The sequence below is a fragment of the Stenotrophomonas sp. 8(2023) genome, from assembly GCF_030345295.1.
Classification (GTDB): Bacteria; Pseudomonadota; Gammaproteobacteria; order Xanthomonadales; family Xanthomonadaceae; genus Stenotrophomonas; species Stenotrophomonas muris.
The window spans coordinates 4484450-4508242 of the sequence record NZ_CP128404.1 but is presented as its reverse complement, the minus strand read 5'-3'; the positions used below and the strand labels follow the sequence as shown (position 1 = coordinate 4508242).

19 protein-coding genes and 1 pseudogene are annotated in these 23793 nt (G+C 69.2%); 8 read left to right on the top strand and 12 right to left on the bottom strand.

All coding sequences use genetic code 11. The annotated features are described in order from the left end of the window. Window positions 1-61: 61 nt before the first annotated feature. Entirely contained in the window at window positions 62-451 is a 390-nt protein-coding gene (locus tag QP609_RS20780) for a hypothetical protein (protein ID WP_197621044.1), read from the top strand. 126 nt (window positions 452-577) lie between these two features. Further along, window positions 578-1123, top strand: coding sequence for a glutathione peroxidase (locus tag QP609_RS20775; RefSeq protein ID WP_014648938.1), 546 nt, complete (start codon window positions 578-580; stop codon window positions 1121-1123). A gap of 84 nt (window positions 1124-1207) precedes the next feature. Here the strand turns inward: QP609_RS20775 and QP609_RS20770 are convergent, their stop codons facing one another. From QP609_RS20770 to QP609_RS20745, 6 genes and pseudogenes are all read right to left on the bottom strand, one after another. Further along, window positions 1208-2218: a VacJ family lipoprotein gene (locus tag QP609_RS20770; RefSeq protein WP_014648937.1), complete on the bottom strand. Its 1011-nt coding sequence runs from the start codon at window positions 2216-2218 to the stop codon at window positions 1208-1210. 1 nt (window position 2219) lies between these two features. Next, the gene (locus tag QP609_RS20765) at window positions 2220-2531 is read right to left on the bottom strand and encodes an STAS domain-containing protein (RefSeq protein WP_014648936.1); all 312 of its coding nucleotides are present in this window, start codon (window positions 2529-2531) and stop codon (window positions 2220-2222) included. Beyond that, complete coding sequence (locus QP609_RS20760; RefSeq protein ID WP_014648935.1) at window positions 2521-3189, bottom strand: ABC transporter substrate-binding protein; 669 nt, start codon at window positions 3187-3189, stop codon at window positions 2521-2523. Before QP609_RS20760 ends, QP609_RS20765 begins: the two co-directional genes overlap by 11 nt. A gap of 56 nt (window positions 3190-3245) precedes the next feature. Beyond that, a pseudogene (gene mlaD / locus QP609_RS20755) lies at window positions 3246-3710 on the bottom strand (outer membrane lipid asymmetry maintenance protein MlaD); the annotation flags it as partial. 59 nt (window positions 3711-3769) lie between these two features. Then, the gene (locus tag QP609_RS20750; protein ID WP_005414955.1) at window positions 3770-4519 is read right to left on the bottom strand and encodes an MlaE family lipid ABC transporter permease subunit; all 750 of its coding nucleotides are present in this window, start codon (window positions 4517-4519) and stop codon (window positions 3770-3772) included. Then, entirely contained in the window at window positions 4519-5307 is a 789-nt protein-coding gene (locus QP609_RS20745) for an ATP-binding cassette domain-containing protein (protein WP_014648934.1), read from the bottom strand. The genes QP609_RS20750 and QP609_RS20745 overlap by 1 nt, the downstream gene beginning before the upstream one ends. 189 nt (window positions 5308-5496) lie before the next feature. Here QP609_RS20745 and recC point away from each other — a divergent pair, with 189 nt between their 5' ends. From recC to recD, 3 genes are read left to right on the top strand one after another with little or no spacing between them, the layout of a single operon-like run. Further along, window positions 5497-8841: an exodeoxyribonuclease V subunit gamma gene (recC, locus tag QP609_RS20740; protein ID WP_197621045.1), complete on the top strand. Its 3345-nt coding sequence runs from the start codon at window positions 5497-5499 to the stop codon at window positions 8839-8841. Continuing rightward, entirely contained in the window at window positions 8838-12515 is a 3678-nt protein-coding gene (gene recB, locus QP609_RS20735; protein WP_197621046.1) for an exodeoxyribonuclease V subunit beta, read from the top strand. Before recC ends, recB begins: the two co-directional genes overlap by 4 nt. Continuing rightward, window positions 12512-14392 carry an exodeoxyribonuclease V subunit alpha gene (recD, locus tag QP609_RS20730; RefSeq protein WP_289213835.1) on the top strand — a complete coding sequence of 627 codons (1881 nt, stop codon included), beginning with the start codon at window positions 12512-12514 and terminating at the stop codon, window positions 14390-14392. Before recB ends, recD begins: the two co-directional genes overlap by 4 nt. 225 nt (window positions 14393-14617) lie before the next feature. On the opposite strand, the gene QP609_RS20725 is transcribed toward recD, so the two are convergent. The 6 genes from QP609_RS20725 to QP609_RS20700 all read right to left on the bottom strand — a co-directional run bounded on the left by QP609_RS20725 (window position 14618) and on the right by QP609_RS20700 (window position 20298). Then, window positions 14618-15016 (bottom strand): hypothetical protein, encoded by a 399-nt coding sequence (locus tag QP609_RS20725; protein WP_111205875.1) that lies wholly within the window; start codon window positions 15014-15016, stop codon window positions 14618-14620. A gap of 94 nt (window positions 15017-15110) precedes the next feature. Beyond that, a complete protein-coding gene (locus tag QP609_RS20720; protein WP_111205876.1) occupies window positions 15111-17150 on the bottom strand; it encodes an FUSC family protein in 2040 nt (679 codons plus the stop codon). A gap of 3 nt (window positions 17151-17153) precedes the next feature. Then, window positions 17154-18614: an efflux transporter outer membrane subunit gene (locus QP609_RS20715; RefSeq protein ID WP_032955852.1), complete on the bottom strand. Its 1461-nt coding sequence runs from the start codon at window positions 18612-18614 to the stop codon at window positions 17154-17156. Then, window positions 18611-19528: an HlyD family secretion protein gene (locus QP609_RS20710; RefSeq protein WP_197621048.1), complete on the bottom strand. Its 918-nt coding sequence runs from the start codon at window positions 19526-19528 to the stop codon at window positions 18611-18613. The genes QP609_RS20715 and QP609_RS20710 overlap by 4 nt, the downstream gene beginning before the upstream one ends. Further along, a complete protein-coding gene (locus tag QP609_RS20705; protein ID WP_010487502.1) occupies window positions 19525-19734 on the bottom strand; it encodes a DUF1656 domain-containing protein in 210 nt (69 codons plus the stop codon). The genes QP609_RS20710 and QP609_RS20705 overlap by 4 nt, the downstream gene beginning before the upstream one ends. 108 nt (window positions 19735-19842) lie before the next feature. Then, the gene (locus QP609_RS20700; protein ID WP_012481667.1) at window positions 19843-20298 is read right to left on the bottom strand and encodes a MarR family transcriptional regulator; all 456 of its coding nucleotides are present in this window, start codon (window positions 20296-20298) and stop codon (window positions 19843-19845) included. 598 nt (window positions 20299-20896) lie between these two features. Here QP609_RS20700 and folE point away from each other — a divergent pair. From folE to QP609_RS20685, 3 genes are all read left to right on the top strand, one after another. Then, a complete protein-coding gene (gene folE, locus QP609_RS20695; protein ID WP_004141296.1) occupies window positions 20897-21508 on the top strand; it encodes a GTP cyclohydrolase I FolE in 612 nt (203 codons plus the stop codon). Between the two features lie 112 nt (window positions 21509-21620). Further along, a complete protein-coding gene (locus QP609_RS20690; protein WP_014648925.1) occupies window positions 21621-23090 on the top strand; it encodes a DUF3375 domain-containing protein in 1470 nt (489 codons plus the stop codon). Further along, on the top strand, window positions 23077-23778 hold the full coding sequence (locus QP609_RS20685) for a DUF4194 domain-containing protein (protein WP_005421303.1): 702 nt from the start codon (window positions 23077-23079) through the stop codon (window positions 23776-23778). Before QP609_RS20690 ends, QP609_RS20685 begins: the two co-directional genes overlap by 14 nt. The last annotated feature ends 15 nt before the right edge of the window (window positions 23779-23793 follow it).

Genomic DNA, 23793 nt, shown 5'->3' with positions numbered 1-23793 from the left:
CACGTCCCGTGCACCTGCGCCTGGCTATGCTGGGCACCCTGAGTCCGTGGCGGGTATCGACATGCGCTTGCGCTCCTGTGCCGTTCTTGTCCTGGCTGCGTTGCTGGCTGCGTGCAGCAGCACGCCCCCGGTCGTCGACACGACTACGGCCGCTCCTGCGCCGGAAGCCAGCGAGGCCTACCGCGAAGCACGTGACGTCGACTGCCAGGCCGCTGGCGGCACGCTGCAGCGGCTCGGCCGCCTGCAGCGCGAGCAGTGCGTGATTCCCTATGCCGACGCCGGCAAGGCCTGCAGCCGCAAGAGCGACTGCACGGGCCAGTGCCTGGCCGGAGCCGAGGTGGCCGCCGGCAGTGCCGCCACCGGTACCTGCCAGCGTGATGTGCGCCAGAACTTCGGGTGCCGCCAGCGCATCGATGATGGCAAGGCGCAGGGCACGATCTGCGTGGACTGAATCCTGCCTGTAGAGCCGAGCCCACGCTCGGCTGCCATGCCATCAGCCGAGCATGGGCTCGGCTCTACAACAGCGCGCGCGGCGCTATGCTGGTGGGCCATTCCCCGCCGTAGCCGGAGCCCCCGCGTGAGCACCCCGATCCAGGACATTCCCCTCACCACCATCGACGGCCAGCCGTCCTCGCTTGCCGACTACCAGGGCAAGGTGCTGCTGCTGGTCAACGTCGCCTCCAAGTGCGGCCTGACCCCGCAGTACGAAGGCCTGCAGGCGCTGTATGCGGAAAAGCACGCGCAGGGCCTGGAAGTGCTGGGCTTCCCCGCCAACAACTTCCTTGGCCAGGAGCCGGGCAGCGAGGCCGAGATCCAGCAGTTCTGCCAGCTCACCTACGATGTCAGTTTCCCGATGTTCTCCAAGATCAGCGTGGCTGGCGAGGACACCCACCCGCTGTACCAGCAGCTGACCGCCGCGCAGCCGCAGTCGATCGGCGAAGGCCCGCTGCGTGAGCGCCTGGCCAGCAAGGAGATCCCGATCCATCCGGCACCGGCGGTGCTGTGGAACTTCGAGAAGTTCCTGGTCGGCCGTGATGGCAAGGTCGTCGCACGCTTTGCCCCGGACGTGGCCGCCGATGACGCGCGCCTGCGCGAGGCCATCGAGGCCGCGCTGGCGGCCTGAGCACGGCGTGCCAACCAGGGTTGGCACCCACCGGAAAAGAAAAACCCCGCCGAGGCGGGGTTTTTCATGCACCGTCGCGCGGCCTCAGTGGGTCCACTGCGGCATCGGCATCGCATCGACGGGGATCGGCGAATTGGCATCGTCATGGCCGCGGTCGCGCTTGCTGCGCAGATCGTTCTCGATCTGGTAGTTGCGGCGCTGCATCCAGGCATCGCGGACCAGGGCGTATTCGTCCACTGCGGTGTCGCGCAGATCGTCGATCGCCAGCAGCTGTGCGCGGGTGTCGACCAGCTGCAGGCCCTGCAGGCCGATGCGGATCTTGTCTTCCTCGACGCGCCGGATCGGCGACAACGGGATGTCACCGGCCAGGCCGAACACGTCGCGTACGGTACGCGGGCCGAAGAACGGCAGTTCCACGTAGCGCGAACGACGCCAGCCCCAGGCACCCAGGGTCTGGCCGAAGTCTTCATTGCGACGCGGCACCATCGCCTTGCTGGCTGGATCGAACAGGCCACCGATGCCCAGCGTGCTGTTCATCAGGAAGCGGCCGAGGCTGTCCCACGCATCGGCACCACGGCCCTGCAGCAACTGGTTGGTGATGGTCACCGGCGCACGCAGGTTGCTGAAGAAGTTGCTGACGCCGGTGCGCGCGAAGCGCGGCACCACATGGGTATAGGCGGTGGCCAGCGGGCGCGCCACGCCGCGGTCGACCGCATTGTTGAAGGTGTGCACCTTGCGGTTGAACGGTTCCCACGGATCGTAGGCCGCCGCGTTGCCGGTGTTGCCGGTACCACCATAGAGGGCGTCGAAATCATCGTCGCCGGCGGCGGCGGTGGACGCTGCGGCCTTCGGTGGGCTGGCCTCTATGCCCTGCGGCGCAGCCGTCGGCGCTGAAGCGGTGGGCTCGGCAGGGTTGGCCACGGAGGCGACCGGAGCAGCGTCGACCCCGCCGGTGTCGGCCGTTGCGGCCGGAGCAGCGGGGCCGGGCGCAACCACGGTGCTGGCGACCGGTGCATCGCTGCGCGCGGGCTTGCCGGCACAGGCGGTCAGGGCGGTGGCCAGGAGGATCAGGGGGAAAGTGCGTACGACGTTCATGTCAGCTCGCAGCAGAAGTAGCGTTGAAATCCAGGTCGGGCGACAGCCGGTAGGCTGCGCTCAGCTCGTTGAAGCCGGCGGGCGCGCCGGAGATGGCCAGCGCATGGCCCGCCTTGCGTGCACGGGCCGCCAGCTCGGCCAGCAGCGCCAGGCCGGCGCTGTCCACGCGCTCGACCTCACCCAGCTCCAGCCGCGCCAGCTTGGCCGGCAGGGCCTGCAGCTGCGGCCACAGTGCGATCACCGCGGCACGGTCAAGCACCCCGCGCAGGCGCAGGGTGTCGCCTTCCAGCAGCGCAAGTGCGTTACTTGCCATTGCCGGCGGGCCCGGCCTGCATGCTGCCGCTGTGCAGCTCGCTGGCTACCTGCTTGATGCCCTTCTGGCGCAGCGGGGTATCGAACTGGTTGCGGAAGGTCTGCACGTAGGAGATGCCTTCGATGTTGACGTCGAAGATCTTCCACTGACCGTTCACGTTGCGCATCCAGTATTCGACCGGGGTCGGTTCATTGCCGGCGCGCACCAGTTCGGTGCTCACGCGCACGCCACGGTTGCCCGGCAGCGGGCTTTCACCCTTCAGGCGGAAGCTCGGCTTGCCCTGGATGTTGAGCAGGGTCGAACCGTAGCGCTGCATCAGGCTGTCGGCCATGGCATCGGCGAACAGCTTGATGTCGGCATCCGAGGCGCCGCGGGCGTGCGGGCCCAGCACCAGGCGCGCGGCATAGTCGCGATCGAAGGTGCGGTTCAGTTCGCTGTCGATGTAGCTGCGCAGGCTGGCCGGGTTGCTGCTGAACTCGCTGCGGCGCTGCTGCAGGGTGGTGAGGATGCGCGTGCTGGCATCGATCACCACCTTGCCGGCCTGGCCCTGCGCCGCGGCAGCGGCGGGGGCGGGAGCGGTGGCCTGGGCCTGGGCGAGGAATGGAGTAGCCGCCAGCAGCGCCGAGGCGAGCAGGGCCGGGATCAGTTTCATCTTCATGGTTGCGGTTCCGTTGCAGGCGCCTGCGCGCCATCGTTGGGCTTCTGGCCTGCGCCACCACCGGCGCCGCCACTGAACATGTATTTGCCGACCAGCTGGATCAGGTCCACCGCCGGCTGGGTGAAGACGATCTCGTCACCGGCCTTGAGCACGTCCGGGTCGCCGCCCGGCTGCAGACCGATATAGCTCTCGCCGAGCAAACCACTGGTGAAGATGCCGGCCGAGGTGTCCGCCGGCAGGTCCTTGACCTTGCTGTCCATGCGCAGGGTCACGATGGATTCGAACTTCACCGGATCCAGGTCGATCGAGGCGACCTGGCCGACGGTGACGCCGCCGATCTTCACCGGCGCCTGCTTGCGCAGCTGGCCGACCTGGGAGAAGCGCGCCTTCAGCTCGTAGCCCTGGCTGCCCCAGCTCCAGCGCTGGTTGGTCGAGGCCACGGCCAGCACCATCAGCGAGGCCAGGGCCAGCAGCAGGAAGGCGCCGACGGAGAATTCGAGTCTGGGACCGCGGATGGCCATGTGGATTACCTGATCGAGTCGTGGTGGCCGCGCGCGCCTGCGCACCGCCGGTGGAGGGGTTAGGTGAACAACATTGCCGACAGCACGAAGTTGAACATCAGTACCAGCAGCGAGGCGTTGACCACCGCACGGGTGGTCGCCACCGAGGTGCCCTCGATGGTCGGCTCGGCGTGGAAACCAACGTAGGCGGCGACCAGCGCGGCGGTGCCGCCGAAGATCGCCGACTTCAGCATCGCCACGCCGAAGTCATCCCAGAAATCGACGCTGTTGCGCAGCGCCGACCAGAACACGCCATTGTCCAGGCCCAGCACATGTACCGCTTCGAAGTAGCTGGCACTGATCGCCAGCGAACAGAAGATGCCGGTCAGCAGGGGCACGGTCAGCACCGCCGCCCAGAAGCGCGGCGCCACGGCCTTGGCCACCGGGTCGATCGCCATCAGCTCCAGTGCCTTGATCTGGTCGGTGGCGCGCATCAGGCCCAGTTCGGCGGCGATCGAGCTGCCGGCGCGGCCGATGAACAGCAGCGCGGTCAGCACCGGCGCCAGTTCGCGGTACAGCGACAGGCCGAGCAGGGTCGACAGCGCATCGGCCGCACCGAAGGTGGTCAGCGTGCGGTAGCCCTGCAGCGTCAGCACCAGGCCGACGAAGGCGCCACCGACGGCGATGATCGGCAGCGAGCGCGCGCCGATCTTGTAGATCTCGCGGGTCAGTTCGGCCAGGAAATCACGGGTCGGCAGCGAACCACGCAGCACGGTCAGCGAGAACAGGCCGGCGCGGCCGAGCGAGCGGGTGGCTTGGACGAACGGCATCAGGCGACCCTCGCGCGCGGTGCGGCATCGAACGGGATGGGGCCGTCAGGCTGGCCGTGCAGGAACTGCCGCAGCAACGGGTCCTGGCTGGACTGCAGCGCCTCGGGCGTGCCCTGGAACACGATGCCGCCATTGGCGATGGCGATCACCTGGTCGCAGATCGGCAGGGTCTCGTGCACGTGGTGGCTGACGATGATGCTGGTCAGGCCCAGGCTGTGGTTGAGGCGCTGGATCAGGCTCATGATCACGCCAGAGGCGATCGGGTCCAGCCCGGTCAGTGGCTCGTCGTAGATCATCAGCGGCGGGTCCAGCGCCAGCGCACGGGCCAGCGCGACGCGGCGCGCCATGCCACCGGACAGCTCGCGCGGCCAGGCATCGGCAGCGGCCAGCAGGCCCACCGCATGCAGCTTCATTTCCACAAGGCGGCGCAGCACGGCGGTCGGCAGGCGGGTATGCGTGCGCAGCGGCAGCGCGACGTTTTCGGCCACAGTGAGGTCGGTCAGCAGGCCGTTGCCCTGCAGCAGTACCCCCACACTCTTGCGCATTTCCAGCAGCGCGCCGCTGTCCTGCGGAATCGGCTTGCCGAACAGGGTGACCTCGCCAGCCACCGGGCGCAGTTCGCCGGTCAGTGCCGCCAGCAGGGTCGACTTGCCGCTGCCGGACGGACCCAGCACGGCCGTGATGCTGCCCTTGGGCACCTGCAGCGACACGTCGCGCAGGATCGTGCGCCCGCTCCGGTCGATGCGGACGTTGGATAACTGCACCAGACTGGAGGTGGAAGCCGACATGGGCACCATTAACGTTTTTTAGACATCGAAGGATCGGGCCCGTCGGCTGAACATAAGCAGACTGGACGGTCCAGTATTGTGGCACGGCAAGATCCCTGCCAGGCCGGGATAATCGGCCGGCAGCCCGGAACAATCCGTACCGGCGATGGGTCGGCCATTGAATACTGCCTGCCGTGCTGCACACTGTGCATGATGAGTGACCCGGGCAGCGATTTCCGCCTCTACCATTCCAACTCCCTGGACGTGCTGGCCGCGCTGCTGGCGCGCAACGTGCGTGCGCCGGTTGCGGGTCAGCCGCTGCTGGCGCCGGAGGTGGTGCTGATTCCGCAGGTGGCGATGCGGCGTTGGCTGCAAGCAACACTCGCTGCCGAATATGGCGTGGCCGCCAATCTTGAGTTCCTGACCCCGGGCGAGTTCGTTGCCCGTGCGCTCAACGCCAATGTGCCCGGCGAACGCGACGACCTGGACGCGGCCGGCCTGCACTGGAAGGTGTACCAGGCATTGCGCGACCCGGCGTTGCTGGCGCAGCCACCGATGCGCGCGCTGCAGTCCTATCTTGCCGGTAGCGATGCATTGAAGCCGTGGGCGTTGGCCGGTGAACTGGCGTCGGTGTTCGAGAAGTACCAGGCCTGGCGCCGCGACTGGCTGCTGCGCTGGGAGGCCGGCGCCGACCCGGCCGACCCGCAGGCCATCCTCTGGCGCAGCATCGCCGCTGGCCACGACTACCGCGCGCGCCGCATCCAGGCTTACCTGGACCGCTTCGAGGGCGCCGGCCAGCCGTTGCCGCAGGGCCTGCCACCACGCATGTCCGCGTTCGCGACGCTCAACATCTCGCCCGATGTGCTGCGGGTGATGGCCACCCAGGCGCGGGTGGGCGAGCTGCACTTCTATATGCCCACGCCGGTGCAGTCGTACTGGGGTGACCTGCAGACGCTGGCCGAGCGCCTGCGCAGCGGCGCGCCCGATCCCTTCGGTGAAGCGGCCGGTGAGAACCGCCTGCTGGAAGCCTGGGGCGCGGCCGGGCGCGATTTCATGGCGGTGCTGGGCAGTTACGAGGTGGTGCACCCGGCCGGCGAGATTGCCGCGTATTCGGATCCGGAGGACGACACCCGGCCGACGCTGGCCGAAGGTGGACTGTCCGACAGCCTGCTGCATCGCCTGCAGCGCGATCTGTTCCACCGCCGTGCGCTGCCCTCGGGCGAGCTGCGCGACGGGCTGCGCAGCGACGATCCCAGCCTGCAGGTGCATGCCTGCCATACCCGCCTGCGCGAACTGCAGGTGCTGCACGACCAACTGCGCAGCCTGCTGCAGGACCCGCGCTTCGACCCGCCGCTGCAGGCGCGGGAGATCGCCGTGCTTGCACCGGACATCGACCCCTATGTGCCGTATCTGGAAGCCGTGTTCGGCGGCCGTGGGGGCGAGGACGAGCACATTCCCTATGCGCTGGCCGACAGCAGTCCGCTCGCCGGCGAGCCACTGGCCGACGTGTTCGTGCACCTGCTGGGCCTGCCGGTCTCGCGTTTCGGCCTGAACGAAGTGCTGGACCTGCTGGCCAGCGCGCCGCTGGCCGAAGCGGCCGGGCTGGAGGCGGTGGACTTTGATCGCCTGCATGGCTGGCTGCAGCAGGCTGGCGCGCGCTGGGGCCTGGATGCGAAGCACCGCAACCAGCACCAGGCCCCGGCCGACGACGCCTACACCTGGCAGTTCGCGCTGGATCGCCTGGTGCTCGGTCATGCCACCGGCAGCGAGGCCGACCTGGCCGGTGTTGCCCCGTGGATCGAGCTGGAGGGCGGCGCATTGGACGCCCTGGACCGGCTGCTGCGCCTGTTGCGCGTGTTGGCGGTCTACCAGCGCCGCCTCGGCGAACTGCTGACGCCGGCGCAGTGGCGGCAACGCCTGCTGTCGCTGCTGGACGCGCTGCTGCCGACTGCGCCCAGTTCGCCCAACAGCCAGCGTGCCCTGGAGCGCCTGCGCAAGCTGCTCAACCAGTTCGCCGATGATGCCGCCAAGGCCGGCTTCACGGACGGGGTGCCGCCGGAGGTCGTGCGCGCGCACTTCGCCGGAGCACTGGGCGAGGCCGATACGCGCGCGCCGCTGCTGACCGGTGGCATCAGCTTTGGTCGCATGGTGCCGATGCGCCTGCTGCCGTTCCGGGTGATCTGCGTGCTCGGTCTCAATGATGGCGATTTCCCGCGCCGTGACCCGGCTGCCGGTCTCAACCAGCTCACTGCCGAGCTGGACACGCCGCGCCGCCGGCCCGGCGACCGCTCCACCCGCGAAGACGACCGCTTCCTGTTCCTGCAGCTGTTCGCCGCCGCGCAGGAGGTGTTCTACCTGAGCTACCTCGGTGCCGATCCGCGCGATGGCAGCACGCGTGAGCCGTCGGTGCTGGTCAGTGAACTGATCGATGCCGCCGCTGCGTATCACCTCGATCCGCCTGCGGCGGTCCGCGACTTCACCGTGCGCCACGCACTGCAGCCGTTCTCTCCGGCGGCGTTCGGTGACGGTGATCCACGCCGCTTCAGCTATCGCCGCCAATGGCATCCGGCCGCCGGTCGCCTCACCGGCGCGCGCGGAGGCCTGCAGCCGTGGTTCGATGCCGCGTTGCCGCCGCTCGACGATGCGGTGGAAGACGACGTTGCACTCGATACCCTGCGCCGCTTCCTGTGCGATCCGGCCGGGCAGTTCCTGGCGCAGTCGCTGGGCCTGCGCCTGGCCGACGATGTCGAGGAGGTCGATGACCTGGAACCGCTGGTGCTGTCCTCGCGCGGGCCGGAAAAGCGCAGCGTGCAGGCGGCGGTGGTACGCGCCACGCTCAGTGGCGATACCGAGCCGTTGTATCCGCGGCTGCGCGCGCGTGGCCTGCTGCCGTCGGGCCCCCTGGGTGAGCGCCAGTTCGAGGTGGAGCAGTTGAAGACCCGCCCGTATGCCAGTGCATTGCTGGGCTGGATGCGGGGCGAGCCGCTGGAAAGCCGCCGCTATGAAGTGGAGATCGATGGCGTGCGCCTGCATGGCCGTGTGGCCGATCGACACCCCGACGGGCTGGTGCGCCTGCGCGCTGGCACCCTCAATGGCACTGCGGTGATCCGCCAGGGCCTGGATTGGCTGCTGGCCAACGCTGCCGGCGATGCCCTGCCGCTGGTGCAGTTCCATGATGGCGGCGACGCCGGTCCCGGCCCGCATGTACTACCGGCACTGAGCGCTCCTGCTGCACGCGCGGCATTGCGCGCATTGCTGCAGTTGCGCCAACGCGGACTGCGTGAACCGCTGCGCTTTGCCCCCTACACCGGCTGGGTGCTGTACAACGCGCCGGCCGAAAAGCAGCGCAGCGAAGGCTGGAAGCAGTGGCACGGCAGCGACCGCAGTTGGGGTGAATCCAGCAGCGACGCCTGGCAGCTGCTGCTGCGCGGTGCCGATCCATTTGCCACCGACGCCGGCTATGCCGATCTGCTGCGCAACAGCCAGGTGGTCTTCAGCGCGGTGCGCGAAGGCCGCACCCTTGGCGCCGATGCACGCCAGGAGGGCAGCACATGAGCACCGCCATCGTCGATGAGGACTCCCAGCGCATGGCGGGCGATCCCTATCTGGCCCTGCCGCTGGATGGTATCCGCCTGATCGAGGCCAGCGCCGGTACCGGCAAGACCTTCACCCTGGCCACGCTGTTCACCCGCCTGGTGGTGGAGCAGGGCCTGCGCATCGGCCAGATCCTGGCGGTGACCTTCACCGATGCCGCCACCCAGGAACTGCGCAAGCGCATCCGCGAGCGCCTGTCGCTGGCCGCGCGCCTGGTCGATCTGGAACCGGCCGAGGGCGAAGCACCGGACACGAGGCTGACCCGCCAGGTGCTGCAGCGCCATCTGCAGGGGGGCACCGAGAGCGCCGCCGCACTGAAGCGCCGCCTGCAGGTGGCCGCCGATGAGATCGACCTGGCGTCGATCTTCACCATCCACGGCTTCTGCACCCGCGTGCTGCGCGAGCATGCGCTGGAGAGCGGCCATACCTTCGATCCGCCGGAACTACTGGCCAGCGACCGTGAGCTGTTGGAGGAACTGGCGGCCGATCTGTGGCGGGTGCATGCCAACGACGCGGCCACGCTGGAGCCGCTGACCTGGCTGTGGTCCAACCCGGACGCGCTGGCCACCGATCTGCGCGCGTTGCTGGCTGCGCCGCCTCTGCACCCGTTGCCGCGGCCGGTGGCGCTGGCCGATCCACAGCCGGCTTTGCAGGCCGCCGCCACCGAACTGCAGCAGGCGCTGCGCGGGCATGGCGAGCAGTTCTTCATCGACCTCTGCGATGCCGTCGACAACAAGTGGATCAACGGGGTGTCCTACAAGCTGGGGTGGCTGCACTCGCTGGGCCGGCAGCTGCTGGCCTGGGCCGAGCGCGGCGACCCGCGCGAGCTGCTGGCCAGCGAGCGCCTGCCGGCACTGCTGCCGGAGGTGCTGGCCGACAAGACCAACAAGAAGTTCCCCGACCGCACGCCGTCGTCGCCAGTGCAGGTGCCATTGGCGCGCTATGTCGCGCTGCTGGCCGAACGCGATGCCTGGCTGCGTGGTACTGCGCTGAATTTCCTGCACGCGCTTCGCGCCGAAGCCATGCAGCGCCTGCAGGCGCTGAAGCGCACGCGCCGGGTGCAGACCTATGACGATCTGATCGATGGCGTGGCACTGGCCCTGGAAGGCCCGCAGCGGCTGCCGCTGGTAAGGCAGCTGCGCGCGCAGTACCGCATCGCGCTGGTCGATGAGTTCCAGGACACCGATGATCGCCAGTGGAACATCTTCCACACCGTGTTCGGCGATTCGCCGGAGGTGCGCGAACTCGGCCTGGCACCGGCGCTGTTCCTGATCGGCGATCCCAAGCAGGCGATCTACGGGTTCCGCGGCGGCGACATCCACACCTACCTGAAGGCCAAGCAGGTGGCGCAGCAGGCGCCGGTGCTGGACCAGAACTTCCGCTCGCGACCGTCAGTGCTGCGCGCGTTGCAGGCGCTGTACGACAACGGGGGTGAGGACGCCTTCCTCGAGCCTGACATCCAGTTCGAGCGGGTGCGTCCCGGTGGCGTGCGCACCGATGAGGACTATCTGCACGACGGCCACGCCGCCAAGGCACTCACCCTGCGCATGCTGCGCAGCGGGGGTGACAAGGCGATGAGTGCCGATGCCTCGCGTGAGGCAGCGACCCAGGCCTGCGTCGCTGCGATCCACCAAGCCCTGGTCGAGGCGCGTGCGGGCAAAGCGGTGTTGCGTGGGCGCCCGGTGCAGCCTGGTGATATCGCGGTGCTGGTGCGCTCGCATCGCGAGGCGACGCTGGTGCAGCGCGCGCTGGCTGCGGTTGGCATACCCGCAGTGGCGGCGGGCAAGCAGAGCCTGTTCGCCACCAGTGAGGCACGTGATCTGCGCGCGCTGCTGCTGGCGCTGCTGCAACCGGCAGACGAAGGCCGCCTGCGTGCAGCGCTGGCCACGGTGTTGCTGGGCCAGCGGGCCAGTGCGATCGCGGCGATGGAGCGCGAGGGCGACCTGCAGCGCGGGTTCCAGGCGCAGCTGCTGCACTGGCGCGAGCGCTGGCAGCGCGGTGGTCCGTTCGCGGTGATCGCCGATGTCTGTGCCGCGCACGGCGAACGCCTGCTGGCGCTGATCGACGGCGAGCGCCGCCTGACCAACTACCTGCAGCTGGGCGAACTGCTGCAGGAAGCCTCGGCGCAGGCGCTGGGCATGCATGGCCTGCTGGACTGGCTGCAGGGGCAGATGGCCAGCGCCGACCAGGATGACGAGCAGCAGTTGCTGCGCCTGGAATCGGATGCGCGCCGCGTGCAGATCATCACCCTGCACAAGAGCAAGGGCCTGGAGTATCCGCTGGTGTTCCTGCCCTTCGTCGGCATCGACGGCGGCGCACCGAACACCGCCTCGCACTGCACCGTGCACGTCGATGGCCAGCGCCAGCTGCACTGGAAGCTGGACAGGGACGAGGCCTGGGAAGCGGCCAGCACACAGCGCGAGCGTGAGCAGCGGGCCGAGGATGCGCGCCTGCTGTATGTGGGACTGACCCGCGCCGAGCATGCGCTGTGGATCGCCGTGGGTGATCTGGCCGGGCTTGGCAAGACGCGCCTGGCGCCACTGCTGGGCGACCTGCAGGCGCTGCGCGCGCACGCCGACGTGCACATCGATGACAGTGAGACAGTGGCCGCGCTGCCGCAGCTGGCGGCCGAAGTGGAAGGGGATCTTCCGGCAGTGCGTGCACTGACCCGGCGCGTGCCGCACGACTGGTGGGTATACAGCTTCACCCAGCTGGCGCATGCCGACGCGGGCGCTGGCAGTGATATTGAAGCCGCCGCCACCGAGCTGCCGGCGCCCGCCGCCGACGAACCCGCGGGCCCGGAACTGCCGCTGGAGCCCGCGCTGCCGGAACCCGCCGCCGTCGAAGACAGCCCGCCGGTCGACCCGCGCTTCATGGGCAGCCGCTTCGGCAACGTGCTGCACGAGGCGATGGAGAACGTCGACTTCGCTGCGTGGGGGGGCTGGCAGCCGGGCCTGGAAGCGCCCGAGGGCCAGGCCGAGGTGCTGCGCAAGGCGCTGCACGATGAAGGCTATGCCGACGTCGACCTGGACGATGGCGTGGCGGTGCTGGTGCCGTTGGTCGGCCACACGCTCACCGTGCCACTGCCCGAGGGCGGTGCGCTGCACAGCCTGGGCGAAGGCGAGCGGCGCGCGGAAATCGACTTCCATTTTGCCATCGAACCGACCACGGTACCGGCGCTGTTGCAGCTGCTGCATGCACATGGGGTTTCCAGTGCGCGTCGCGGCTTCGGCCAGCGCCGCCGCCTGGAAGGGCTGATGACCGGCATGATCGACCTGACCTACGTGCGCGACGGGCGCTGGTACGTGCTCGACTACAAATCCAACCGGCTGCCCGGCTACAGTCCGGACCTGCTGGCCATTGCCATGCGCCACAGCGAGTACGACCTGCAGGCGCTGATCTATACCGTGGCCCTGCATCGCTGGCTGCGCTTCCGTCTGGGCGCGGCCTACGATTACGAGCGCGACATGGGGGGCATCCGCTACCTGTTCTGCCGCGGCCTGGATGCAGCCGGCAACGGCGTGCATGTGGACCGCTTCCCGTTCGCGCTGGTGGATGCACTCGACGCGCTGTTCGCAGGTGGCGAGCAGGCCCAGGCCGAACTGGCCGCACGTGCCCGTGGGGCCAGCGCATGAGCCTGCTGAAGGAACTGCACCAGAAGGGCCTGCTGCGCACCCTCGATCACGCGTTGGCGACCAGCCTGCAGCGGTTGCGCGACGACACGCCGGACAGTGTGGCGCTGGCGGCCGCGCTCGCCTCGCTGGCGGTGTCGCAGGGCCACGCCGGGTTTGATCCGGCACAGCCGCAGCGGTTGCTGGACGGCGTGCCCGAGTGGCCTGCCGCGCAGGACTGGCTGGCGCAGCTGCGCGCATCGCGCTGGGTAGCGACGCCGGAGCAGGCCGATGCCATCGCCGAGGATGCGCCGCTGGTGCTGGAGAACGGCCTGCTCTACCTGCGCCGCTATCGCGAGTACGAGCGGCAGTTGGCGGCCGGGCTGCAGCGCATCGGCCGGCATCCGCTGCCGGCACCGGACATGGCCGCGCTGGCACCGTTGTTCGCGCAGCTGTTCCCGCAGGCACTGGGCAGCGAGGATCACCAGGCACGCGCCGCCGGCGTGACCCTGCGCCATCCGCTGGCGCTGGTCACCGGCGGTCCCGGCACCGGCAAGACCACCACCATCGCGCGGCTGTTGCTGCTGCTGGCCGCACAGGCCCGGCACGCTGGCCAGCCGCTGCCCGAGGTGGCGCTGGCCGCGCCCACCGGGCGCGCCGCCGAACGCATGGCCGAGAGCCTGCGGCTGGCCGTGCAGCGCCTGCAGGAGCACGGCGTGGACCCGGCGCTGTGCGCGGCACTGCCCAGTTCCGGCACCACCCTGCATCGCCTGCTCGGCGTGATCCCGGATTCGCCGCGCTTCCGCCACCACGCCGACAATCCGCTGCCGGTGGACGTGGTGGTGGTCGACGAAGCCTCGATGATCGATCTGCCGATGATGGCCAAGCTGGTCGATGCGATCGCCAGCGGCACGCGGCTGATCCTGCTCGGCGATCCCGACCAGCTGCCGTCGGTGGAGGCCGGCGACGTACTCAGTGCGATCCTGCGTGCCAGCGGTGATGGCATCGGCACCCGCGCCGATGATGCGCAGGCACTGCAGGGTCTGTTGGCACCGGCCACGTTGCAGCCGCAGGCCACGCCGCGCGCCTTCGCCGGCCGCCGCGTGCAGCTGCAACGTGGTTACCGGCAAAGCGATGCGCTGGACCTGGCACCACTGGCGCATGCCGTGCGCGAAGGCGACAGCAGCACCGCATTGCAGCTGCTGCGCGGTGGGTCGCTGGCAGGCGTGCATTTCCACGAAGGCGAGGCCGATCCATTGCGCGGCCAGCGCGAGCACCTGCTGGGCCACTGGCGTGCACTGGCCGACGCGGCCGATCCAGCGCTTGCCCTGCAGCAGGCCGGGCGCCTGCGCGTGCTGACCGCGCTGCGCGAAGGCCCGCAGGGCGCGCGTGGCCTCAACAGCCGTATCGAGCAGCTCCTGGCGGGCAACACCCCGGGCTACTTCCAGGGCCGCCTGCTGCTGGTCACCGAGAACAGCTACCGGCACCGCCTGTTCAACGGCGATATCGGCATCTGCCTGCGCGACCGCAGCGGCGCGATGGTGGCCTGGTTCCCCGGCGACACCGTCGAGCAGCCGCGCGCCTTCCACCCGGCCGCACTGCCCGCGCACGAAAGCGCCTTTGCGATGACCGTGCACAAGGCACAGGGCGCGGAGTTCGATGAAGTGTGGTTGCAGCTGCCACGCCAGGACAGCCGTGTGCTGTCGCGCGAACTGGTCTACACCGGCCTGACCCGCGCCCGCCAGGTGCTGCATGTGGCGGGCAGCGCAGAGGTGCTGCAGGCCGCATTGAAACGCCACGCCAGCCGGTTGGGTGGCCTGGCCTGGCGGCTGGGTGCGGAAGCGGTGGCCGAAGCACCGGCGCGCCTCGAACAGCCCACCGTGCAGGGCACCTTGTTCTGAACCGGGGTCGGATCCCGTTCCCACCGGGAACGGGCTCTGACCCCTTCACCTGATCGCCAGGCAGAAGCAGTCGAGCATGGCTCGACTCTACAAAAGCGTACTTCGATCATTCCGACGTTCATCCACGCATGGCGTGGACCACCCCGCCAACCCAGGGATAGCACGCATTTGACGTTGCTGTTGACGTTGTTTCGGCAGGTGCAGGGCGCAGCCCTGCCGCCACACCTATTCCGCGATCAACACCAGCCCATCCGGGAACACGATCGCCGCTTCGTCGGCACTCACATCGAAGAAGCCCACGCCGTGCTTTTCGGCCAGGTCCTGCACGCGGCCATGCGCACGCTCGGCCACCGAATAGGCAAACGCACCGTAGATCACCTGCTGGCCGATGCTGTACTCGGTCACCTCGGCGCGGTCGTCATCGTCGTTGCTCAATGGGCCGTTCAACGGCGGGAAGTCCTGCGCCATCTCCGCGAACCACGCCTGCAGCGCCGGGCTGCTGACCGCCGGGTCGTCATACTCGTGGCGCTCGTTCCACTGCGTCTGCTTCTCGAACCAGGCGATGAAGGCTGCCGCCTCGCGTGGCGCGGCGCTGGCCTCGAACACCATCATGTCGTAACTCATTGGAGCTTCCTGTGCAGAGCAGGGGTCAGAGCCTTCGCTCGCGGCGAAGGATCCGACCCCGGCAACGAGGTCTGTGGCTGCACAGGGTATCGCGCTACGGCTGTTCGGCTGCACTCATGGCCAGGCCCGGCGCCAGCGCCTTCGCCTCCGGGAACAGCGCGAAGCGCAGGCCGATCAGGCCCATCAGCGCCTCGTCGCGTGCCTTGCAGGCGGCTACGCTGCCGACCCGTCCCAGCGAGGTATCCAGCCGCTCGCGCAATGCGTCGGCCGCCACCATCGGCTTGCGTGCGGCAATCTGCCGCCGGTAGTGCACGGCGACCTCCTCAAGAATGTGCTCGACCGCCTCGCGGCTGCGCTCGGGCAGTTCCAGCCGCGCGCGGCGCAGCTGCAGGATGTTCAGGCCAATGCGCGCTTCGTTGAGCATATCCACCGAGGCGATGTCGCTGCCCTCCGGGGTTGCCGCCAGGCGCGGCGCGAGCAGGCCCAGCAGGTCGAGCATGCGTGCGGCGAAGCGCTGGCGGTCCTGCTGGCCGCGCCCTTCGGCGGCCTCGGCCAGCGTAGTCCAGCCCTGCCGCACCAGCCGGCGCGCGGTCCACTCGGCACCCACCGAACGGAACAGGCGGGTCATCACCACCGCAAAGCCAATGCCGATGAACATCGCGATCGACGAGTTGAGGAAGGTCTGGATGTTGGCGCTGTAGGTGTTCTGCAGGCTCAGCAGCGCGGCCAGGTTCACCGTCAGCGGCAGTGCGAACAGCGCGCTCTTGGGGTGGTGCAGCATCAGCCCCAGCGGCAGGAACGCCACCGCCAGCACCAGCGCCAGCAGGCCGAAGTCGTGCACGGCCGGGAACACGCCGAACAGGTACACGCCGGCCACCACCGAGGCGACCATGGCCCACACCAGGAACGACACCATGCTCGGTGCCGGGTCGTCCTGCGCGGCGAAGAACGCCGCGGTCACCGCGGCCATCATCGCGCCGTTGCCACCGCCCTCCCAACCCAGCGCGATCCACAGCACGCAGTAGCTCATCAGTGCCACGCCGGCACTGAGCGCGGAGAACAGCGCCATGCCGTAGTCGACGTGCTTGTCAGCGGCTACGCGTTCGGTACGGATGCGGTAATGCGCGCGGTCCAGCGGCGCGGTGCCGTGGTCGATGGCGTGCTGCAGGGTGCGGCAGTCCTGCCACAGGTCCACCAGTTCCTCCAGGCGCAGCAGCAGGCTGGCCAGCTGCAGATGCTGCAGGTCGCGGTCCACCTGCGGCTTCAGCGCGCTGATGCGCGCGCGCAGGCGGGCGTATTCACTGGCGTTGGTTGGGCCATCCAGCCAATCATGGATGTCATCGACCAGCGCCGGCAGCCCTTCGGGCAGGGCTTGGCCGTCGCTGCGCAGCGCACTCAGGCGATCGGCAATCGAGGACAGCACTGGCAACAGCAGCAGCATGCGCTCACGCAGGCGCTCCATCGACACCGCAGACCCGGCATGGCGCGGATCATCGCGGCGCAGGAATTCGATCAGTGCCTCGAACTGCACCAGGTCGGCGGCCAGCCGGTTGCGCGGCGCGTGCGCGCGTCCACGTTCAAGGATCTGCCGGCACCACTGCGCGGCGTCCTCCATCCAGTTGCCGATGCGCGCGCGCAGCATCGGGCGTACCGAGGCCGGGAACAGCAGCGAAGCGGCCAGCACCGCCACGACCGTGCCGAGGATGATCTCCTCGCTGCGTGCCACCACCGTGTCGAAGATGGTCTCCGGCGAAGTCACCGCAGGGAAACCGATGAAGGCGGTGGTGTAGCCGGCCAGCAGGAACGCGTAGCCGCGCGGGCCGCGGTTGAGCAGGGCCATGAACAGGCAGCCGGCCAGCCAGATCGACATGGCCGCGCTCAGCACCAGCGGCGTCTCCACCAGCGCCGGCAGCACCAGCAGGGTGGCCAGGCCGGCCACCAGGGTGCCGACGATGCGGTACACGCCCTTGGCCCGGGTCGGGCCCAGCAGCGGCTGGCTGACGATGTACACCGTGCCCATCGCCCAGTACGGGCGCGACAGGTTGCCGGCCATGGCGATGTACAGCGCGGCCACTGCGGCCAGGTAGGTCTTGATCGAGAACAGCCAGGCCTGGCGGTCGGTCAGCGCGTTCATGGTTTACTTCGCTGCGGTCGAGGCGTTGGGCGCGGTGGCGCTTGCCTGCCAGCCACCGCCCAGCACCAGGAACAGATGGATCTGGTCGCGCGAGACCTGCGCTTCGGCGGCCGCCAGGGTGGCATCGCTGGTGGCCAGGCTGCGGTCGGCATCCAGGCTGGACAGGTACGGCGTGCGGCCACCCTGGTACAGCCGGCGGTTCTGCTCGGCGGCCAATGCGGCCTGTTCCTGCGCAGTGCGCAGCGACTGCAGCCGGCGCAGGTCCTGCGCGTAGCGGTCCAGCGCGGTCTGGGTCTCGCGCAGCGCTTGCAGCACGGTGTGGTCGAACTCGGCCAGGGCCGCATCGGCGCCCGCTTCGGCAGCGTGGATGCGTGCGTGCGTGCCGGACGACGGCAGCGTCCACGAGATCAGCGGGCCGATCGACCACTGCTGGGTCATCGGCGTGCCGAAATCCTCCAGCAGGCCGGCGGCACCGAGCGAGGCCCCCAGGCGGATGTCCGGATACAGCTCGGCGGTGGCGACGCCAATCCGCGCGGTGGCCGAAGCCAGCTTGCGTTCGGCCTGGCGCACGTCCGGGCGGCGCTGCAGCAGTGCACGGCCATCACCGACCGGCAGCGGCTGCGCCAGGCCGGGGGCGTGTGCACAGTCGATCACGCCTGCCGGCAGCTGGCCCGGGGTCTGCCCGAGCAGGGCGGCCAGCGAATAGGCGGCCGCGGAACGCTGCGCGCGCAGCGGCGGCAGCGCGGCTTCCAGCAGCGCGACCTGGGCATTGGCGCGGGCCAGTTCCGGCGGCGTGCCACGGCCAGCCGCGATCAGGCGCTGAGTGACCGTACGGCTGCGTTGCTGCAGCTGCAGCGAATGTTCGGCCACGTGCAGCTCGTGGTTGGCGTGGCAGATTTCCAGATAGCTGTCGGCCACCTGCGCGACCACGCTGACCTGGGCCAGGTCGCGCGCCGCAGCAACGGACTGCTCGTCGGCACGCGCTGCCTCGGCGCCGCGCTTGAGCTTGCCGAACAGGTCGAACTGGTAGCTGACCGCGAACTTGCCATCGGCCAGGTTGATCACCGGCAGCTCGTGCTCCTGCAGGAACGATTCGGCCGACAGCTGCGCGCGGCTGACCCCGGCCTCGGCCTCGTACTCGAAGCCACCGGCGTCCAGCGCCTGCTCGTACACCGCCGCGGCACGGCGCAGATGTGCATCGGCGGCCTTCAGCTCGACGTTGTCACGCAGCGCCTGCGTGATCAGGCCGTCCAGCACCGGGTCGTTGTACAGCGACCACCAGCGGTCGGGCAGCGCCTGGTTGGCGGCCACCTGCGGGTTCTGCGTATCGATGAAGGCCGCATTGGCCTGCGGGCGCTTGAAGGCCGAGCCTTCCGGCAGGGCGTAATCCGGGCCGACGGTCTTGCAGGCCGCCAGGCTGGCCAGCGCAACGATCAGGCCGAGACGGGGCAGGGCGGCGTTCACAGGCCCGCCTGTGTCGGCGCAGTGCCGGCCTTGTCGTTATGCGGATGGCGGCCGGTGTCCACGGTCACCGTGGCGGTACGGCCGGCGATCAGGTCCACGCCCTTGGGTACTTCGTCGATGGCGATGCGCACCGGAATGCGCTGTGCCAGCCGCACCCAGTCGAAGGCCGGGGTCACGTTCGGCAGCAGGGTGCTGCCGTTGCTGCGGTAGCGGTCTTCGATGCCGGCGGCGATGCTCTCCACATGGCCACGCAGCGGGGCCGACTCGCCCATCAGGCGGATGTCCACGCGCTGCCCCGGGGCCACGCCGCGCAGGCGGGTTTCCTCGAAGTAGCCATCGATGCGGAACGAGCCGGTATCCAGCAGCGCCAGCACCGGCTTGCCGGCTACCACGTAGTCGCCCACGCGCAGGGTGCGGTCGTTGACCCGGCCATCGGCCGGTGCGCGCACTTCGGTGCGGCCCAGGTTGAGCTCGGCCAGGTCGACCGCCGCCTGTGCGGTGGCCAGCGCAGCCTGTGCGGCCTGCAGCTTGGCGCGGCGCACTTCGGCGTCCTCGGCGGCGACCAGGTCCTGCAGGCTGCGGTCACGGCCGATCTCGCGGCGCAGCTGCGCCACCGATGCCTGGCGCTCGGCCAGGTTGGCGCGGGCCTGCTCCAGCGCGATGCGGTAGCGGGCGCGGTCGACCACGAACAGCAGGTCACCCTTCTTCACCGCCTGGTTGTCGGCCACCTGCACCGTTTCCACCAGCCCGGACACGTCCGGCGCCACCTGCACCACGTCGGCGCCGACATGGGCATCGCGGGTCCACGGCTCATCCATGTAATAGACCCACAGCTGGCGCAGCACCAGCAGGGCGATGATCACGGCTGCGGTGGTGAGCAGCACCGGCAGGGTCTTCTTCACGATCTTGTTCACGATTGCATCCAACGCAGGAGGTGGAACAGCAGGCCAAGCACGATCCCGTACAGGGCCAGGTTGAACAGCGCCGGGTGCCATACGTGGCGATAGGCGCCGGCACGCTGCAGCAGCGCGTGCAGGCCGCTGTTGACCAGGTAGGCCAACAACATCAGCCCGAGCAGGGTCGGGACGAACACTCCGTGGAGACTGAATTCACCGGGCATCGGTAGGGGCGGGGGCGAGGTGGGGGAGGGGAGGAACAACGAAACAACAGCAACGGGTAAAAGCCGCTGGCGTGTGCACGGCAGCGGCGGTATTCAGGGGCAGCGGTCTTACGTGATGCGGTCGGCGGCCTCGGCCAGCAGGCGCCATGCCTTCAGCACGGCGTGCAGTTCATCCATGGAAAGCTCGCCGAACACGTCCTGGCGCAGGCCGATCAACTGGTCTTCCAGCTCGCTGACCAGCGCATGGCCCGCGTCGGTCAGCCACAGCAGGTTGGCGCGGCGGTCGCTGGCGTCGCTCTCGCGGCGGACCAGGTCGCTGGCGCACAGCTTGTCCAGCAGGCGCACCAGGGAAGGACCTTCCATGCCCAGCTGCTGGGCCAGCGCCACCTGGCGGATGCCACCGCCGGAGCGGCCGATCATCAGCAGGGGCATGGTGCAGGCGGTGGAGATGCCGTAGCTGCCGAGCCGGCTGTCGGCCAGGCGCTGCCACTGCCGCCCTGCGTACAGCAGGCCGGAGCTGAGCTGCATCTGCAGCACGGTGCGCTCGTCGAGGGGTCGGTCCATAAGAGATAGATAGGATACTACTAATTTCATTCCTATCAATAGGTATTGCTGAATGGGTGGGCAGGAATACTGAGGAAAGCGTTGCACCCGCTTGGTGTCGGGTGGGGCAGCGGGGGCCGGACGGTGCAGGACACGCCGCAAGTACGTCCCTGTAGGCTCGGCCGCGGCATCCATGCCGCGGACGGTCCTGCCCCGCCCGGCCCCCGCTGCCCTCCCATCACCCCGCGAGCGCGGTGGGTTGGCTCTTTAAAGGCAGGAGCAGTGCGGACCAACGGCCCGCACCCACCGCAGCAGCGGCCCGCGGTGCTTCCGAAGCCATGAACCCCCGCTTTTGCCCCCGCTTTCGGGCGGTCCGGCCGCGCCCGCAGGAAACCGTCGGAGAGGGGGAGGGGCAGGCCGGGCAGGACACGCCGCAAGTACGTCCCTGTAGGCTCGGCCACGGCATCCATGCCGTGGACGGTCCTGCCCGGCCTGCCCCTCCTCCTCTCGCTCAGCAGCACCGAGGCGCTGCAAGAGACCCCCGATGAACCCGACCAACAGGACGACCCACCCCCCGGTCGGGTACGATGCTCGCCCCCCGTTCGGGACGCTGTACGCAATGAGCAAGAACAACGAAAAGGCCGCCCCACAGGGCGACGTGACCCAGGACCAGGCCGAGGATGCCGTGCGCACCCTGCTGCGCTGGGCCGGTGAGGACCCGTCCCGCGAAGGCCTGCTGGATACCCCCCGCCGTGTCGCCGAAGCCTATGGCGACTGGTTCAGCGGTTACCGCGACGACCCGCGCGCCTACATGGAGCGGACCTTCGAGGAAGTGGCCGGCTACGACGAACTGATCGTCCTGCGTGACATCGAGTACGAAAGCCACTGCGAGCACCACATGGCGCCGATCATCGGCCGCGTCCACGTCGGCTACCTGCCGGCCGGCAAGGTGGTGGGCATCAGCAAGCTGGCCCGCGTTGTCGAAGCCTACGCCCGCCGTTTCCAGGTGCAGGAGAAGATGACCGCGCAGATCGCCCAGTGCATCCAGGATGTGCTGCAGCCGATCGGCGTCGGTGTGGTCGTCGAAGGTGCCCACGAATGCATGACCACCCGCGGCATCCACAAGCGCGGCGTCAGCATGGTCACCTCGAAGATGCTGGGCAGCTTCCGCGACGACGCGCGTACCCGCGCCGAGTTCCTGCGCTTCATCGAAGTGGGCGGCAAGCGCTGAGCCGCTTGACCGCACTGCGCCGGCCTCTGCGGGCCGGCATGCCCACGGCTGCCCGCGCGGCCGCCGCGGGCGGCTGCTCGTCCCCGCCAGCCCTCATGACTCCTTTCGCTGCATGAAGCACCGCGAACGCATCTCCCGTTACCGCCATCTGCGCGAACAGCCCCAGTGGAAGCTGCTTGCCGCCGACCACGCCCCGGAAATCATCGGCCTGCTGCAGGGGCTGCTGATGGACGGCGAGCGCACGCTGCCGTCGTCGGTGCTCAACGAGCGCCTGCAGCGTGCGCTGGACCAGCTCAACGGCGACGAACTGTCGCGTGAGCTGCCGCGTACCGCGCAGGCCTACATCGCGCACTGGCTGGCCCAGGGCTGGCTGGAACGCCGCCTGCCCGAAGGCGCCGACCAGGAGCAGTACGAGCTGTCCACTGCGGCACTGCAGGCCATCCGCTTCGCCGATGGTCTTGAGCAGGCCCGCGTGGCCGCCACCGAAAGCCGCCTGGCGCTGGTCATCGAACAGCTCTCGCAGTTGGCCGCGCAGACCGAGTCCGACCCGGATGCACGCCTGTCAGCACTGCGCGACGAGCGCGACCGCATCGACGCCGAGATCGCCCGCGTCGGTGCCGGACGTGTGATCGCGCTGGATGGCAAGCGCGCGCTGGAGCGTGCGCGCCAGATCATCGGCCTGGCCGACGAGCTGACCGAGGATTTCCGTCGGGTGCGCGACGATTTCGAGCAGCTCAACCGCGACTTCCGCGAACGCATCATCGACGACGAGGGCGAGCGCGGCGATGTGCTGTCGCAGCTGTTCGAAGGCGTGGATGTGATCGGCGAGAGCGATGCCGGTCGCAGCTTCCAGGCCTTCTGGCGCCTGCTCAACGACGCCGAACAGAGCGCCCAGCTCGATGCCGCGCTGGAAGCGGTGCTGGCGCGTGGCTTCGCCCGCCGCCTGGACCGCAATGAACGCAACTTCCTGCGCGGCTTCACCAGCACCATGCTCGAGCGCGGTGGCCAGGTGCACGACGTGCTGCAGAATTTCGCGCGCAGCCTGCGTGGCTTCGTGCAGAGCCGTGGCTATCTGGAACAGCGCCGCCTCAACCAGCTGCTGAAGCAGGCGCAGTCCGAAGCGCTGGCCCTGCGCGACGAATTCCCCGCACAACGCGGCATCGGCCGCGACCTGCAGCTGACCACCAGCCGCCTGCGCTCGTGGTCGCAGTGGAAGCTGCACGATCCGCGCAGCGCCCAGGTCGATGGCAACGTCGAGTACAACGACGCCGCAGCCATCAGCCTGGAGAGCGTCGGTGATCTGGTCGCTTCGTCTGAAATCGACTTCCGCACCCTGCGCCGCGACCTGCACGACCTGCTCGATGCACAGCCGCGGCTCAGCATCGCCCAGGCACTGTCGCAGCGCGAAGCGCCGCAGGGTCTTGGCAGCGTCATCGGCTACCTGTCGCTGGGCACGCGCTTCGGCAACGTGATCGCTGGTGAGCAGGAGCTTGCCGAATGGCGTGGTGGCGACGGCCAGGTCCGTCGCGCCCGCATCCCGCTGGTTTGGTTCACCCAGGAGAGACGCCATGAGCTGGCATGAAGATCCCATCGACGCACCGCAGGCCGACGTGGCGGAAGACGCCTACGAAGCCGAACCGGTGGCGGCCGTGGCGCAGCCCCGCCGTGGCAATGACGTGTATTACCTCGGCGACACCGGGCGCCTGCCGCTGGATGCACGCCGCGCGCTGTGCCAGCTGCTGATCGGCCCCAGCATCGACCAGCTGCGCCACGCCAAGCTGTGGCCGGCACTGATCCGCAGCGAGGCGGCCATCCGCTCCTCGCTGGCGGACCTGTTCCTGGAACTGGTGCTCGACCGTGACAGCGGCGTGGCCTTCACCCGCCAGGCCGATACCGAAGACGTGGATGCGCCGGTGTTGCTGCGCACCTCGCCGCTGACCTTCATCGACTCGGTGCTGCTGCTGTACCTGCGCCAGCAGCTGGCCGAGGCCGATGCGCGCGGCAACCGCGCGGTGGTCGCCGACGCCGAGATGGCCGAAGCGCTGGCCATCTACGAAAAGAACCTGTCCACCGACCGCGCCGGCTTCAACCGCCGCGTCGCTTCGGCGGTGCAGAAGATGAAGGACAACCACATCCTGACCCGCCTCAGCGGCCAGGAAGACCGCCACGAAGTCTCGCCGGCGCTGAAGCTGCTGTTCTCCGCCGAAGACGTATCCCAGCTTTCGGCGGTCTACCGCCAGCTGCGTGAAACCCCGGCCGCCGAGGCCTGAGAGACCCGACCATCG

Excerpts from the sequence above, each read along its gene's own strand:
- QP609_RS20780 (WP_197621044.1), top strand. The coding sequence starts at position 62 with ATGCGCTTGCGCTCCTGTGCCGTTCTTGTCCTGGCTGCGTTGCTGGCT.
- recC (WP_197621045.1), top strand. The coding sequence starts at position 5,497 with ATGATGAGTGACCCGGGCAGCGATTTCCGCCTCTACCATTCCAACTCC.
- QP609_RS20720 (WP_111205876.1), bottom strand. The coding sequence starts at position 17,150 with ATGAACGCGCTGACCGACCGCCAGGCCTGGCTGTTCTCGATCAAGACC.
- QP609_RS20705 (WP_010487502.1), bottom strand. The coding sequence starts at position 19,734 with ATGCCCGGTGAATTCAGTCTCCACGGAGTGTTCGTCCCGACCCTGCTC.
- recB (WP_197621046.1), top strand. The coding sequence starts at position 8,838 with ATGAGCACCGCCATCGTCGATGAGGACTCCCAGCGCATGGCGGGCGAT.
- QP609_RS20685 (WP_005421303.1), top strand. The coding sequence starts at position 23,077 with ATGAGCTGGCATGAAGATCCCATCGACGCACCGCAGGCCGACGTGGCG.
- QP609_RS20765 (WP_014648936.1), bottom strand. The coding sequence starts at position 2,531 with ATGGCAAGTAACGCACTTGCGCTGCTGGAAGGCGACACCCTGCGCCTG.
- QP609_RS20725 (WP_111205875.1), bottom strand. The coding sequence starts at position 15,016 with ATGAGTTACGACATGATGGTGTTCGAGGCCAGCGCCGCGCCACGCGAG.
- QP609_RS20700 (WP_012481667.1), bottom strand. The coding sequence starts at position 20,298 with ATGGACCGACCCCTCGACGAGCGCACCGTGCTGCAGATGCAGCTCAGC.
- folE (WP_004141296.1), top strand. The coding sequence starts at position 20,897 with ATGAGCAAGAACAACGAAAAGGCCGCCCCACAGGGCGACGTGACCCAG.
- QP609_RS20690 (WP_014648925.1), top strand. The coding sequence starts at position 21,621 with ATGAAGCACCGCGAACGCATCTCCCGTTACCGCCATCTGCGCGAACAG.
- QP609_RS20760 (WP_014648935.1), bottom strand. The coding sequence starts at position 3,189 with ATGAAGATGAAACTGATCCCGGCCCTGCTCGCCTCGGCGCTGCTGGCG.
- recD (WP_289213835.1), top strand. The coding sequence starts at position 12,512 with ATGAGCCTGCTGAAGGAACTGCACCAGAAGGGCCTGCTGCGCACCCTC.
- QP609_RS20770 (WP_014648937.1), bottom strand. The coding sequence starts at position 2,218 with ATGAACGTCGTACGCACTTTCCCCCTGATCCTCCTGGCCACCGCCCTG.
- QP609_RS20750 (WP_005414955.1), bottom strand. The coding sequence starts at position 4,519 with ATGCCGTTCGTCCAAGCCACCCGCTCGCTCGGCCGCGCCGGCCTGTTC.
- QP609_RS20745 (WP_014648934.1), bottom strand. The coding sequence starts at position 5,307 with ATGTCGGCTTCCACCTCCAGTCTGGTGCAGTTATCCAACGTCCGCATC.